General features: G+C 49.2%; 14 protein-coding genes. 9 read left to right on the forward strand and 5 right to left on the reverse strand.

All coding sequences use genetic code 11. From position 1 onward, the window contains the following. From AC2215_RS02705 to AC2215_RS02725, 5 genes are all read left to right on the forward strand, one after another. Positions 1–542 (forward strand): HAD-IC family P-type ATPase (locus AC2215_RS02705; RefSeq protein ID WP_486808412.1); only part of this gene is annotated, 542 nt, incomplete at its 5' end. 137 nt (positions 543–679) lie between these two features. Next, positions 680–901 (forward strand): CP12 domain-containing protein, encoded by a 222-nt coding sequence (locus AC2215_RS02710; protein ID WP_486808413.1) that lies wholly within the window; start codon positions 680–682, stop codon positions 899–901. Between the two features lie 35 nt (positions 902–936). Further along, complete coding sequence (locus tag AC2215_RS02715; RefSeq protein ID WP_486808414.1) at positions 937–1,107, forward strand: hypothetical protein; 171 nt, start codon at positions 937–939, stop codon at positions 1,105–1,107. Beyond that, entirely contained in the window at positions 1,091–1,681 is a 591-nt protein-coding gene (locus AC2215_RS02720) for a DUF3177 family protein (RefSeq protein ID WP_486808415.1), read from the forward strand. The genes AC2215_RS02715 and AC2215_RS02720 overlap by 17 nt, the downstream gene beginning before the upstream one ends. 234 nt (positions 1,682–1,915) lie before the next feature. Then, a complete protein-coding gene (locus AC2215_RS02725; RefSeq protein ID WP_486808416.1) occupies positions 1,916–2,224 on the forward strand; it encodes a DUF7734 family protein in 309 nt (102 codons plus the stop codon). A gap of 32 nt (positions 2,225–2,256) precedes the next feature. Here AC2215_RS02725 and AC2215_RS02730 read toward each other — a convergent pair whose 3' ends face one another. The 3 genes from AC2215_RS02730 to AC2215_RS02740 form a co-directional block, all read right to left on the reverse strand. Continuing rightward, positions 2,257–2,928 carry a class II aldolase/adducin family protein gene (locus AC2215_RS02730; RefSeq protein ID WP_486808461.1) on the reverse strand — a complete coding sequence of 224 codons (672 nt, stop codon included), beginning with the start codon at positions 2,926–2,928 and terminating at the stop codon, positions 2,257–2,259. 179 nt (positions 2,929–3,107) lie between these two features. Continuing rightward, positions 3,108–3,626 (reverse strand): hypothetical protein, encoded by a 519-nt coding sequence (locus tag AC2215_RS02735; RefSeq protein WP_486808417.1) that lies wholly within the window; start codon positions 3,624–3,626, stop codon positions 3,108–3,110. Between the two features lie 22 nt (positions 3,627–3,648). Next, positions 3,649–4,110 carry an AAA family ATPase gene (locus tag AC2215_RS02740; protein ID WP_486808418.1) on the reverse strand — a complete coding sequence of 154 codons (462 nt, stop codon included), beginning with the start codon at positions 4,108–4,110 and terminating at the stop codon, positions 3,649–3,651. A gap of 135 nt (positions 4,111–4,245) precedes the next feature. Between AC2215_RS02740 and gshA the strand changes: the two genes are divergently transcribed. The 3 genes from gshA to rppA all read left to right on the forward strand — a co-directional run bounded on the left by gshA (position 4,246) and on the right by rppA (position 7,602). Then, positions 4,246–5,397 (forward strand): glutamate--cysteine ligase, encoded by a 1,152-nt coding sequence (gene gshA, locus AC2215_RS02745; RefSeq protein ID WP_486808419.1) that lies wholly within the window; start codon positions 4,246–4,248, stop codon positions 5,395–5,397. A gap of 316 nt (positions 5,398–5,713) precedes the next feature. Beyond that, positions 5,714–6,760, forward strand: coding sequence for an adenylate/guanylate cyclase domain-containing protein (locus AC2215_RS02750; protein ID WP_486808420.1), 1,047 nt, complete (start codon positions 5,714–5,716; stop codon positions 6,758–6,760). Between the two features lie 137 nt (positions 6,761–6,897). Further along, entirely contained in the window at positions 6,898–7,602 is a 705-nt protein-coding gene (rppA, locus tag AC2215_RS02755) for a two-component system response regulator RppA (RefSeq protein WP_486808421.1), read from the forward strand. A gap of 342 nt (positions 7,603–7,944) precedes the next feature. On the opposite strand, the gene AC2215_RS02760 is transcribed toward rppA, so the two are convergent. Further along, on the reverse strand, positions 7,945–8,901 hold the full coding sequence (locus AC2215_RS02760) for a putative 2-dehydropantoate 2-reductase (protein WP_486808422.1): 957 nt from the start codon (positions 8,899–8,901) through the stop codon (positions 7,945–7,947). Positions 8,902–9,049: 148 nt separating this feature from the next. After that, complete coding sequence (locus AC2215_RS02765; protein ID WP_486808423.1) at positions 9,050–11,026, reverse strand: pentapeptide repeat-containing protein; 1,977 nt, start codon at positions 11,024–11,026, stop codon at positions 9,050–9,052. 908 nt (positions 11,027–11,934) lie between these two features. Here AC2215_RS02765 and AC2215_RS02770 point away from each other — a divergent pair. Further along, on the forward strand, positions 11,935–13,638 hold the full coding sequence (locus tag AC2215_RS02770; RefSeq protein WP_486808424.1) for a glycosyl hydrolase family 28-related protein: 1,704 nt from the start codon (positions 11,935–11,937) through the stop codon (positions 13,636–13,638). Positions 13,639–13,800: the final 162 nt, after the last annotated feature.

Here is a 13,800-nt window from a genome sequence, read left to right on the forward strand (position 1 = left end):
AAATGGGATTGCAGGTGATGTTACTCACGGGCGATCGCCCCGAAGCCGCCCGCACCATCGCCGAGTCTCTGGGAATTCTCCCAGAAAACGTCCTCGCCGATGTCCGTCCCGAGGGCAAAGCCAAGGCGATCGCTGCCTTGCAAGATCGAGGGCGAAATGTTGCGGCGATCGGAGACGGAATTAACGATGCCCCGGCCCTAGCGAGTGCCGAGGTAGGGATATCCCTCCATGGGGGAACCGATGTTGCCGTTGAAACCGCTGGCATCGTCTTAATGCGCGATCGTCTCGAAGATATTATCCAATCGATTCGCCTGGGTCGTGCCACCTTCAGCAAAATCCGTCAGAATCTCTTTTGGGCCTTTGCATATAACTGCCTGGGCATTCCCATTGCAGCGGGTGTTCTCCTGCCAAAATTTGGCATCCTCCTCAATCCGGCTGCGGCTGCGGCAATGATGGCGTTGAGTTCGGTGACGGTGGTGAGTAATTCCCTGCTGCTACAAGCCCAATTCCCGATCTCCGAGTCCCAAACCTTAAAAAAATAGCGTTCGTCCTGGCAACGGAACCCAAAATCGGTTATCTAATAGAAAAGCACCGGTGAGTGGTAGGGGAGGATATACGAACCTAGCACGATCTCAGAGATTTTTATACTCTAGTAATGGACTGCAAAGGAGCGATAGCTATGAGCGATATTAAAGAAAAAATCGAACAAGAACGTCAGGAAGCCCGTACTGCCTGCGATATCAACGGTGCCACCTCTCCCGAATGTGCCGCTGCCTGGGATGCAGTTGAGGAACTGCAAGCCGCAGCCTCCCACAAAAAAGATGAGGAACCCAAATCCTCTTTGGACAAGTACTGCGACGATAATCCCGATGCCGCTGAGTGCCGCATCTACGATGACTAATCTCAAATCTCTTCGTTAGCACTTAAAACAATTGAATGTCGAAACGGGCAGCTGCGGCTGCCCGTTGCATTATCAGCGTTGCATTTTCAAGCTCGATCGGTCGTCCCCAGATGGTGATACGATCGCCCCTAGGGGTAACCTTGCAACCGCGAACCGTCCCCCAAACGCGATTCAACTGTAAAAAAACCTATGGAACCTTGGTTTAGACCCCTAGTTTGGCTCGATTACCGACTGGCGGTGTTGTTTGCCGTTATTATTCCTCTCGCGCTGCTAATTTGGGCCTTCGTCCAGAATGTGGATGCCATGCAACGGCTGCTGGTTATTTATTGGCGCGTGTCGAGTTTGCTCCTCATTACCCTCTACATGAGTATTGCCTCGATACCGGGTAGCTTTGTCTGCGGTATCATCGCCCGGATTCTCATCCCCATTTCTTTGTGGTTTTGGGTGGATCTCAACGAGGAAATCGACGATCGCCCCCCCTCCACTCTCAAATGGGCAATGACGTCTTGGCGTTGGGCGATGACGGTTTATTGTGGTCTGGGCGTTTGCTTCGCGTTCCCCTCCTTGCGCTGTGGGTTTCTCGGTTTGGAAGGCATTCTCGACACTCCCGCCTGTCGCGTTTGGCTTGAAGTCCCCTGGAAATACAAAGAATATTTTCACGCCAATACCAGTGCCGGATTTCTCGGGTTTCTCGGCATCCTCGGTCTCATTTTCTACTTAGTTTTCTTCTGCTCGTTCGTTCTGCGCGCGAACAAGCAAGGGCGATCGGCGATGGGATAATTGGGTGGGTTTTGACTCAAGATCGACTCCAGAAAATAGTTGGAGGTGGTGCGATCTCACCGGAGGGGTCTCAAACCTCTCACGAAAAACTGCCCATCCCACTACAAATTGCTGCGTTTGAACTCGCAAATGCGATCGGCTATGGCAACTGTCAACGTTAGATTGCGGAATGTTGATGAGTAGATCGCATCGGGAGCGAGCCCCATCCCCCACTCCTTAACCTCGCGATGAGCCATGACAACAGCCAACATCGGTAAATATTTGGAGCAATATACCATCGCCTGCCCCCAGGAAGTGTTGCTGGTGACGGCGCAAATTGAGGGAGAAATCGATCGCATTGCCATTTTTAAGGGCTTTTCGAGTTCCTTGATGCGATCGACGGCCTTCGATCCCGATATTCCCGTTCTACCGGATCGTGCGGAAATTCTCTCCATCGATCGGGTTGCGAGTCCCTACAATCCCGATAACCCCCAATACATCGAACGAGATTTAACCTGGGAAACCCTACAACCGCGACTGGCGCGCGCCGGTATTCGCATTTGAATTGGCATTTGTAGCAGTTCGCGCCCTTTTCATTACACATTAGTCAATCGAGTAGTCACACTAAATCTGGGGCTTGACAAACGAGCAATTTTATTAAATTCCCCTTCACCGTAATATTTCATCAGCACCGCTTCAGCTTCTCCTAAATCCTTGCCAAAGGCGATCGCACCATCTTCGTGACCGGCCATCACCAGTATTTTCCGGTCTGCCAATTCTTCTTCCTCAAACAAGCGAAACATTTCCCGCGCCATCTCCGGTGTGCCGTAAGGAACCTTCTTCCGGGTGGTGGGAACGCGATTCAAAAGCTTTTGCCACAGCGGTTTGTTATGAACGTGAATAATGCCTGTAACATCGGGTTCGCGGACGTAAATCGAAGCATGGGTGAGAGATTCAGAAGAGGCTTTCACCGGTCCGCAGCAGGTTAGCTGGTTTTGCTCTAGGCTAAAGTCTGTCACCACGGTGTAATGCTGGGGTTTGAGGTGGGGTAAATGTCCCGTTTGCGTCCCGGAAACGATAAATCGATCGGAATTCTCCAGGCGAACGCTGATATTGCCAAACCCGATGCCGCAGTCGTAAACCCCAATTAATCCTAAATCGTAGAGGCGATCGCGAACCGCCATCAAATCTGCCAAAAACTTCCGCGGGGGGGGTTCTCCGGGAATCCAATGACAGCGATATTTGATAGTTCCTTCATCGATAAGCATAGATTGCACCCGATCGTAGATAGCGAGAGTCAGGAGCGATCGAACGCGGGTAACGGCGGGAATTTCGATCTCCGAACTTATTCGATCGCGCTCGTGCTCACCCAAATACTACACTGGGTGGCGATCGAATAAAAAAAGCATTCGAGTCTGCTAACGGTTGCCAGTTGAATCGCAACCTCTTAATCAACCCATCCAAATGTCACGATTAAGCCCCGATCGACGGATTTAAAAGCATAAGCTTCATTATCAACACCATATTGAAAGCAATATCCATGACAAATTTTAAATTTCCACACGTCCAGTTCCATCGATTTCATGGCTTCCCGAATCAACCAGACCAGACGATTCGCTGTATTTTTATGCAAATAAGATAAATGATTAGGGATGGGAGAATTAATGGTAATGTTCTGTCGAGCGCCTAAGATTCGCTGGAAAACCCATCGATCGATAGAATCGGATAAGTATTCTTCCCAGCTCTTAATTAATTCAATATCGTTGCATTCATAACGTTCGGATAATCGATCGCTTGCTCTTGATGATATAGCTTTTAAAATATCTGTGGTAATCTCATTTGAGGATGGTGTAAACATCATAGCGTTGTAATGTGGAACGTAGTTGATTCCATAACAAAGCTGTCCTAGCCCTATTAACCATCCATGAATGTGTGCGATTTTGAGTTCAAAGTTTTTGTCTACCATTGAATGTAAAATACAAAATATATTATCGTGGCTTCAATTGCTCGACCTTAAAGATTCGATCGGTACTATTTGGCGAGGAAATGACTTGAACGGAGTATAACTCATCAAATCCTTCTGCAAAACTAGGCGCAATCAGTTTTTTATAGGTTGCTAATACTCCGACCTTCGGAACGATCCGCTCTGGGCTGCGTTGTTGGTTTCGCTGCAAGCATTCTTGTAAATTCGGCTTAAAATAATATCCAATCACTTTAAAGTGTGCGGCTTTGGCTAAAAAAATGTACCTCGAGCGATCTTCAAGGATTGGATTGGTATTATCGATAACGGCCGGTTGTTTTGCTTCCAAACACGCTTGAAATAAAAGTTTTTCCCGATGACGAGTTTTTAACATATCCAAATTGAGACGAATATGGGTCTCGAAAAACCGTTCCCGGCAAAACGTTGATTTCCCCGCAGCTTGTAACCCAATTAAAATTGCAACTTGCATTGATACAACAATTCACGACGAACGATAAAATTTCAAAGGATTGGCTTCCCGACTCTCCCCATCCCAAATTTCCCCCCTTAACCTTTCAGCAACCCCTGTGTCACACTAGATCGGTAGCGTTGCCAAGGAAAGACCGTGCTTCTACCCAAAGGTTTTGAAGTCGAACTGTACACTGGGACTCCCCAAGGAGAGATTGTCGGACTCTCCGATCGCATCTCGGCCGATTTAGATCGATTCGTGCGCGAACCCGATGCCAGAAACGTCGAGTATACGACAGCCCCCCTGTGCTGTTACGATCGCCTCCTGTGCGAGTTGGTGCGTCCCCGGCAGCGCCTGCGCGAATACTTGCGGGGTTTGGGAGACTACACCCTCCATCCCGGCAGCACCCTCTCGTTGGGCGACAGCCGTCGCTTCCACCGTTCCGATCCGAACCATCCCTACCACAGCTATATCGAGCAAACCTACGGAACCCGCGTCGTTACCGCTAGCATCCATATTAACGTCGGTATTAGCGACCCCGAAGTCCTGATGCGAGCAACTCGCCTAATTCGCCTCGAAGCCCCCTTATATCTGGCATTGAGCGCATCCTCTCCCTTCCTCGATGGGGAAGTCACCGGTTACCACTCCACCCGCTGGCATCTCTTCCCTCAAGTGCCCGATCGCGTCCCGCTGTTTGAGAGTCACGCCCACTTTATTCGCTGGACGGAAGAGCAGCTAGCCGCCGGAACCATGCAAAACGTCCGCCACCTCTGGATTTCCGTACGACCCAATGGCCCTTGCCGTCCCTACGATCTCAATCGCTTGGAACTGCGAATTTGCGATTTGGTCGTCGATCCCATCGCCCTACTGGCGGTGACGGCACTCCTAGAAGCGCGACTCCATCAAGTCATCGCCGATCCCACCCTCGATCCCCTCACCAGCAGCCACCTTCCCAGCAGTACCCGCGCTGAAGACTTGTTGGCGATTGTGGAAGAAAACGAAGCAGCCGTCGCCCGCAATAGCTTAGATGTACTCGTGCGCCACTGGCAAGATGGACGGCAGATTCTCGCGCGGGAGTGGATCGAGCAACTGTATGCAGAAGCGGCGATCGTTTCCAAACAGCGAGGATTTAGCTGCTTCCTCTCCCCCGTCCGCAAGATTCTCCGGGAAGGCAACACTGCCCAACAATGGCTGGCATTGTCAGAGTTGGGATTGAGTCCCCGACAAATTCTCATTCAAGGGATTCAATCCATGGCCGAACTCGAAACAGAACTTGAAGATCGACTGTGTGGGTCTTTGGTGGCTTGAGTTTTGGGGAGGAGGAGAGTGTAATGGACCATTGGCAATGGGTCAGTCGCGATGCTCTTCTTCCTCTCCCTTCCCCATTTTTAATTTTTAATTTTTAATTCTCTTCCCCATCACCCTATCACCGCATCCGGAGCGTCACTCGATCGCCCCAATTCAAAAGGGAACAAAAACGAGAGGGTTGCGTCTGACTAAACTCGCCAACATCGACGTTTTTGAGGATGCGGCTGAGGAGATACGCGATCCTCGCGGGCACAAAATTATCCGGGTGAGTTAGCAAGGTTGAAGAAGAATAAAGAGAAAAGAGGATGCGATCGCCATGCCACAAATTTTCTACTTACCCGATGACATTGGCGTGGAAGTCGAAGAGGGAGACTTTATTCTCGATGCTTCCAAAACCGCAGATATCCCCCACACTCACGTCTGCGGGGGGGGCGGACGTTGTTCGACCTGCCGAGTGTTAGTGGTCGAAGGTGTCCAAAACTGCGCGGTGCGGAACGCCACAGAACGGGAAATCGCCGATCGATTACATCTAGACCCCTCGATTCGCCTCGCCTGCCAGACTCAGGTACTCGGTGATGTCACGGTGCGCCGACTCGCCCTCGATAGCGAAGATTTAGAACTGATTCACGCCCAAATCAAAGGGAAAGTCCAGCCGGAAACCATCGGCCAGGAAAAGCAAGTCGCCATCCTGTTTGCTGATTTGCGAGGTTTTACATCTCTTTCGGAACAACTGCTGCCCTACGATGTAATTTACTTGCTCAATCGCTATTTTCGGCGGATGGGAGAGGCGATCGAACACAACGGGGGCATTATCAATAATTACATGGGGGATGGTCTGATGGCGCTGTTTGGGGTGGATGATGCCGAACGCGCTCCCGAACGCGCCGTGCGAGCGGGATTGGATATGATCCAAGCCATGGAACGGCTCAACCCTCATTTTGATACCCTCTACCGCAGACGCCTCGAAATTGGTATTGGCATTCATTACGGCAGCGTGGTGATTGGGGAAGTGGGGGCGATCGATAACTCCAAACTCACGGCGATTGGGGATGCGGTCAATCTTGCCTCTCGCATCGAGTCGGCCAACAAGCAAGTGGGGACGACCCTCCTGATTTCCGAAGCCACCTATACTCACGTCAAAGACTTAGTTTCGGTCCAGCGATGCTTTCGAGTCAATTTGAAGGGAAAAAGCGGCGAATATCCTTTGTATGAAATCGACGGCATCGATCCGAGCCAGGGAATGGTGAATTCGACGATCGCCTCTGAGTCAAATCCGATCCGATCGAATCTCGTTCGCGCCATTTGGCAATGGTTGAAAGGGGCTTTTCACCAACTCAGAAACCTCTTTGGACTCCGGTCGTAACAATTGACAATTGACAATTGACAATTGACAATTATAAAGATTACCAAAGCCTATTTTCCTCAGAGATCGAACGCGTATCTTCACTCACTATCCCAACTCGATCGAGGGTGAATGCGTCAGTCTGACAACAATCGAGAATGCGAATTCTGTTGGTGGATGATGAAGTCGAACTCACCGAGCCTCTGACTCGGGTTTTGAGTCGCGAAGGGTATACCGTAGATGTCGCTCACGATGGTCGTCAAGGCAGTCAGCTGGCCGCAAACGGCGGCTACAATCTATTCGTACTCGATTGGATGCTGCCCCACACCAGCGGATTGGAAATTTGCCAGCAGGTGCGATCGCGAGGGGATTTAACCCCCGTTCTCTTTTTAACGGCTAAAGATACCCTAGACGATCGGGTGATCGGACTCGATGCGGGGGCAGACGATTACCTGGTCAAACCCTTTGAACTGCGGGAGTTGTTAGCGCGAGTTCGAGCGCTGCTGCGGCGATCGCGTTTTGAGGAAGAAGCCCGATCGACCCCAGCGAGATCGCAATCAAACGTCGCTCGCTTACAGGTTGCCGATCTCGAACTCGACTGGGAAAATCAAGTCGCCTATCGTCGGGGACGCACGATCGAACTTTCCGAAAAAGAAAGTCAGCTCCTGGAATACTTCATGCGCCATCCCAGCCAGCTTTTGACCCATCGGTCAATTTACCAGCATTTGTGGGCATCGACAACACCGCCGAGCAGTAACGTTTTGCCGGCCCTCGTTCGTTTGTTACGTCGCAAGCTCTCTCTTCGAGAAGAAACGGATCTCATTCACACCGTGTACGGCAAAGGGTATCGTTTTGGCAACTAGTGCCGCGAGGCGGAATTAAAAGTACAAAATGACGCCACGTGCAACTTAATTCTCCAAAATCCTCTCCCACGGGGGGAAGGGGAATTTTTCGACTCGCTCACCATATCGCGAGTGCAAAAAGAGCGCACACCGCGTAAATGAAAAATTCAAAATGACGAGTACACATAGCTTTCACCGGTTGAGAGCTGGTCAGTTACTTCTGCCGCGCTGCACTAGGTCGTTATATCAGATCCGGTTAAATGACCATAATACGCCAACTTTATGGGTAGTCTTCTCCCCCCTGCTTCCTGGAGCCTCCCCTGCCCTCAACCCTTAATTATGGTTAATCAACCGGATTTGATATTATTTCTGCCGCGCTGTACTAGATCGCCGACGTCGATCGAGAAATTTAACCTGAGCGTAGAGCATTTCCAGCTTCGGAACTGAGACCCCGACTTTCTGGGCTGCCTGATAGGGATTCCCCAAAATCGCTTCCACCTCCAGAGGGCGTCCCGCGTCCCAATCGAGTTTCATGCTCGTTTGATAGGCCGGCATCTTTGCCGTGAGGGCAAACATTTCCCCGACGAACTCCTGAGGAATAAAACGCTCGTACCGGGCAGCAACGGCAATGGTTTCGAGCATGAGTTGTTCGGCGCACCGGCGAGTCCCCTCATCGGCAAGCAGATCGTCTGTGGTGGCATTGAGTACTACCGACAGTCCGTTGAAGGGAATATTCCACACCAATTTTCGCCATCGCGCTAGCAACAAATCCGACTCGGGACGCACGGGAATTTCAGCTCGTTTGAAATCTGCAGCAATTTGCCCCATCGCCATCGTAATGCCGCAGGGGCGCTCGTCGGGGGCGTAGCTGCCGATAGATACCGCTCCGTAGTCCAAGTGGCGAATCCGACCCGCACCCACTTTATTCGAGCAGATAAAGCACATTCCGCCAATGACGCGATCGCTGCCGACAATGGAGGCAACTTGAGCTTCGATGCCCAATCCGTTTTGCAGCACCAGAACGACACCGTTGGGTTTGAGAACGGGGGGAAGCAATTCCGGTAGCTGGTGATTTTGGGTGGATTTGAGGGCAACGATCGCCACATCGCACGGCGGCATCGCGGCGGCGCGATTGTAGGCGCTGACGCGAGGTAGGGTGAAGTTTCCTTCGGGAGATTCGACGATTAATCCCTGCTGGCGGACGACCTCGTAATCGCTGCGGAGCAAAAAGTGGACCTTCAGACCCGCCTGTTGGAGTCGGGCGCCGTAGAAACCCCCAATCGCACCGGTTCCGAGAATCGCATAACTTCGATCGGACATTGTTTGAGACCTATCTCAAGACCTAAGGAAGCAACATTATAGCGGTCGCTACTCCTCTTGAGAACCGTCAGCTTGAATTTGGAGTGCACAATGAATGCCCAATTCGCAAGATTCGCACAGTGCAGGCTACCCCGATTTCAAATATTCCCTAGATGGGTGACGTGCCGAAGATTGCACCTTTCGAGACGATGACTTGCTTGTTTTCCACCGAGAGACCCGAGTTGTTGCCAAACTGCGCGCCTTGAACTTTCGCACCGGATAAGTTGGTTTGGTAGAGGTTTGCTCCCTTGAGCTTGGCGCCTTTGAGATACGCATTGCTGAGGTTGGTATGGCGCAAGAATGCATGGCTCAAATTGGTGTAACTTAAGTTCACGTGGCCGAGCTGAGCGCGAGTGAGATCCGCTTGACACAAATTTGCTCGACTCAAATTCGCATAGCACAAACTAACATGGCGTAGAAGGGCGCGATCGAGCCTGGCACCTCGCAAATTCGCCCGATCGAGGTCGGCATGACTCAAATCTGCTCCCGTAAGATTTGCACCACCGAGGTTTGCACCTCTTAAGTCCGTATGGGAAAGATTGGCTCCTGAAAGGTTCGCCCCGGATAAATTAGCACTGCTTAAATGAGCATTGTGCAAATTTGCTTTTTCTAAGTTCGCGCCATGGAGATGGGCCGCATGAAGATTCGTTCCAGTTAAATTCGCTTTGGGGAGGTTTCCCTGTTTTAATTCGGCATGGCGCAAATCGAGACCGCTTAAGTTGGCACCGCTGAGATTTCGATTAGCCAGTTTAGCCCCTTGAGAGCGACAAAACAGCCGATAATGGGCGAGATCTCCATCGATTCGGGTATCGTCGCTTTCATCATCAACCCTAACTAAATCGTATTGGACATTTTCGATATAAATTGTGAAAACTAAATCGAAGACTTCTAAGAAGTTAATCAACCAGCGGCATTCTTCTTCTTCGGCGGGTTCGTAATATTGAATGAGTTTAGCAATACACAGTTCTAAATGCTTTCTCGTCGAGCGACACAGCATCAAAATTTTGATTAAGAGAATCGATAACGTTAGAGGGTGACCGCCATTAGCGAGGAGGAGAAATAAAAACGACGGACGGTAAGCATCTTCGGTGGTAAACAACTCGATCGCTCGCTTGCAAGTCATCAACACTAATTCTTTAGTGAGGTCGTCGCTATCGTGAATTTCATATAAATTTTCGAGTTTACGATCGAGTTTCTCGTGTAAAACCTTAATCGAAGGTTCTTCTGTTAAAGAAATTACGAGATAATTTTTGAGATTTTCCTTAAATTCTTGATAAGACAAAAACATCATTCGATCGAGCCAAATTCGAGCCCGATCGGAAGATGCAAATAAGTTATGCCGGGAAACAACCTGTTTGATTAAAGAAACCGTTTTTTCTCCCAAATGAGTGGGATTAACGAGTTTTTGAGAGCGATACGCTGGAGAATCGTAACGAGCCGTATACATAGCTAGCTCGAATTTAAATTGGTGGCGAAGTTGTTTTGAGAGTTTATTGGCTCGGCTGCGCTCGATTTCGGATTTATTTCCATCGAGAGATTGCGAAACGAGTAAATAAGACTGATAGCGCTTAACCCACGGTTCTTTATCTTCTTTGACTGGAGTTTTTTGTAAGGGTTGGGGATGAGCTTTCGGGGAGGCAAAAATTTCGATTTCCCGATACGCCGAACTGGTTAAAAAATTGAATATCCAGTCTTTGAGGATGTCTCCGTCTTGTAGCCTTAAACGTGTGGGATCTTGTTTGACAGAGTTTAAGCATCGAATTAAGTTTTTCGTTGCCCCTTCATCTCGATGCCAGTTATTCAGGAGAATATAACAGCATCGTTTAATCGTATTGACAAAATCGTCTTCGCATTCATGATTCAGGATTGCTTTAAGTGCTTCATAAATATTAGGATTGCATTCAGTGGCACCTTCAAGAAAAATTCGATTAAATTCAGTTAAAACTCGTTCTGAAGATTCGATCTTCACAATTTTTAATAACCAATCTGAAATGACTTCCTGAGCAATTCTAGACGCATTTTGAATTTCAGTTCGATCTCCAGAATCGATCGGATTCTCATCGCTTTGATAAAATTCCCTGGTCATAATCAAAACTCGGGTCTGAAAGGATCTGTATATACAACCTAAAGCACTGACAAAACCTGCAGAAGCATTGCATGCAGGTTAAATCATCTCAGATTGGGTTGAACTTGAGCTCGGATAAACTGCTCCTCGATCTCGGCTTCCACAGATAACCTAGAGAACAAGCAGGGTGTGATTTCCGCGGTACAGTCCAACACTTCCAAGCTGCTAAAAAAATGAACGAAACCAGAAAATCGATCGAGTCGTGCCTGTCATTTGCGTTCAAGTTTTTCCAGAGCGTTCGGGTTTCCAAGTTAGGCGAGTATGGCTTTCGGTTGTCAAGGAGAGGGCGCGTTCCATCGGAATCCTTTGGAAAATAAAATCTTGAATATTACGATGATGAAGCCATCATCCTTCAAAATCGATCGGTTTAGCCAAACCACGCGCGTTGCAGACTGAATCGAACAGTCGTCAAGGCGATGGGTAAGTTTTACGGTCGAGGAATTCTACCAACTGGGAGTTTTGAGCGATCGGGTGAAAGACACTTGTTGCCGCGATGTCGCAAATGTAGCTTTTGCCAATAAATTAGCAGTCTTGGTTAAGTACGCGCACCCTATCTTTGAGTGAGTAAGATTGTTTGAAGTATCTTACCCTCGTTGGTTTCCGTATTAGTCTACCATCTGGAAAAAGAGGTGTCGGTTGGCAATTGCTCGTCATTTGCGCGAGCATTATCTGCAAGCAACATCGAAAATTGCGATCGGTGGGAGATAAACAGGTCGCCAGCGCAATGGGATTTAGCCATATCTCTGGGCGTATGGACGATCGGAGTACAAGAACTCGAGATCTTGTTTCTCGGTATTCGATAGCCCTTGCGACCCCTCATCTGGCATCCGATCGCATCAAGCCCGATCGCAAGAGCGATCGTTAACATCGTGAGTCAATCCAAGAGAACAAAACGCCAAATTCAAAGATTTGTACAATTTTTATTGTTGCTGGGTTTCGCCATGTCGATCGTGGTGGGAGGATACGGTCTGTATGTAACCTATCCGGGTTCTCCCCACTCCACCTCCTCGCTGGAGCGTTCTGAGGCAGTAGCGTCGAGTACCAGCAAGGCTCAGGGGTGTGGCAGCGTCAGTGGCGGTGCGAATGATAATCCCATCGCCACTCGATATGGTAAGTCGGCATATCCCTGGAGCGATCGCATTCGTTGGCAATGCGTCTACAATATCAACGACTTCGCCGGTAATACCCCCATGGCTCGATTTATTGCCGCCCGAGATGCGGCCGCTGCCAATGGCGGGGGAGTGGTGTTCTTTCCCGGTGGCACCTATGAATTTAACGAGGATTTATACCTGAAAAACGGGGTCGTCGTGCGAGGAGAAACCCCGACCGCTGTAACCAATGCGAAAGAATCGGGATACGCACCCCCCACACAATTCGTATTTCCCCAATATCAGCCTCAACTTTCGGGAAATGGCACGCCCAATGAAACGGCGTTTAAAAAAATTACGACCCTCAATCCCGATGGCGATCGCAATATTGGTATTGTGAATATCGATCTCAACCGAGCAGCAATTTCCCTGCTGGGAGATTTAGATATTGAAGATTCACAAAATCTGATTATTTTTGGCGTGCGCAGTAATAATGTCGCCGAACCGGATTCGCAAGTTCCAGATTTATCATTTCAAGCCCCTTGGATGCGATATAGTTACCGCTTTGCCGCCAATATTAAAATTAATGCCCTCCAAAATCTTTTGGTAGCGAATAATCGCCTCAACGATGAGATTACCGATTCTTACGAGCAGCCGGGATATCGCATCAAATCCCTCGACGGTCAAGAGGTTATTACCTATGCTGATGGGGGTAAAGTTCCATTTGACTACGGCAACCACTACGGTATCGTCCTGAACCGCTCTAAACCCGATGGCTTTGAGAAAGCGGCCACGCCGCAAACGGAACCGGGATTATTTCGATCGGGAATTGTGGCGCGAGATAATTGGGTTTACCACACCATGCGCGTGGGTATTTCAGCCTCGGGGGATGGATTAATCCTTCGGGATAATCAAATTGTAGATAAGCCCGATAAACAGTGGTGGACGGACCCCACCGGACGTAAAGAAGCGCGCGGTTCGGTGACTCTAGAAAATCGAGCGATCGACTGGTCGGGATGGAACGCGATGATTGAAGGCAATCGCTATCAAGTCTACCGCCATAAAATTGGAGATACTCAATATTTGAGCGTCGATGGTGAAGGAATTTTAATTCAAGAATGTTGTGGGGGAACCACCGTTCGCGGGGTTACGATTGCCAATAACTCGGGCAATTCATATATTGGTTTGTACAAGGTGCAAGATATTGAAGATGCGATCGTGCGCGACAATAAAGTTCGGAATAACCCCACGAATACCGCATCAATTTATATTGTTGCCGATACGAACGCTCGTGGCTATGCCATGGAAAATGTCACGATAGAAAATAATGAAGTAGTCGGTAGTATCTTAGTCAAAGCCAGTGCGGGAGGTGGCAATAATCGAATTGTGAATAATCGAGGAGATAGTCGCGGTACGATGGAATTTTCCTGTCATGTCACCACTGAGGATAATATCGGTTTTCAAATCGCACCTTGCTTACCATGAAGAGCGAGGGTATTGTTGAATGAGGGTGACTTTCAACAAAGATAGAATGCCTTTGGGGTAAATTAGAAAAAGATTCGGAGCGCAAGATCGTTGCCATCGCCAAATTTTGGAGCGCGTTCGAGAGTTCGTGAGAACATCTTGCTTTTACCACCGATAATCGCA

This window comes from Zarconia sp. (assembly GCF_057467645.1).

Excerpts from the sequence above, each read along its gene's own strand:
- AC2215_RS02710 (WP_486808413.1), top strand. The coding sequence starts at position 680 with ATGAGCGATATTAAAGAAAAAATCGAACAAGAACGTCAGGAAGCCCGT.
- AC2215_RS02715 (WP_486808414.1), top strand. The coding sequence starts at position 937 with ATGTCGAAACGGGCAGCTGCGGCTGCCCGTTGCATTATCAGCGTTGCA.
- AC2215_RS02720 (WP_486808415.1), top strand. The coding sequence starts at position 1,091 with ATGGAACCTTGGTTTAGACCCCTAGTTTGGCTCGATTACCGACTGGCG.
- AC2215_RS02725 (WP_486808416.1), top strand. The coding sequence starts at position 1,916 with ATGACAACAGCCAACATCGGTAAATATTTGGAGCAATATACCATCGCC.
- AC2215_RS02730 (WP_486808461.1), bottom strand. The coding sequence starts at position 2,928 with ATGCTTATCGATGAAGGAACTATCAAATATCGCTGTCATTGGATTCCC.
- AC2215_RS02735 (WP_486808417.1), bottom strand. The coding sequence starts at position 3,626 with ATGGTAGACAAAAACTTTGAACTCAAAATCGCACACATTCATGGATGG.
- AC2215_RS02740 (WP_486808418.1), bottom strand. The coding sequence starts at position 4,110 with ATGCAAGTTGCAATTTTAATTGGGTTACAAGCTGCGGGGAAATCAACG.
- AC2215_RS02750 (WP_486808420.1), top strand. The coding sequence starts at position 5,714 with ATGCCACAAATTTTCTACTTACCCGATGACATTGGCGTGGAAGTCGAA.
- rppA (WP_486808421.1), top strand. The coding sequence starts at position 6,898 with ATGCGAATTCTGTTGGTGGATGATGAAGTCGAACTCACCGAGCCTCTG.
- AC2215_RS02760 (WP_486808422.1), bottom strand. The coding sequence starts at position 8,901 with ATGTCCGATCGAAGTTATGCGATTCTCGGAACCGGTGCGATTGGGGGT.
- AC2215_RS02765 (WP_486808423.1), bottom strand. The coding sequence starts at position 11,026 with ATGACCAGGGAATTTTATCAAAGCGATGAGAATCCGATCGATTCTGGA.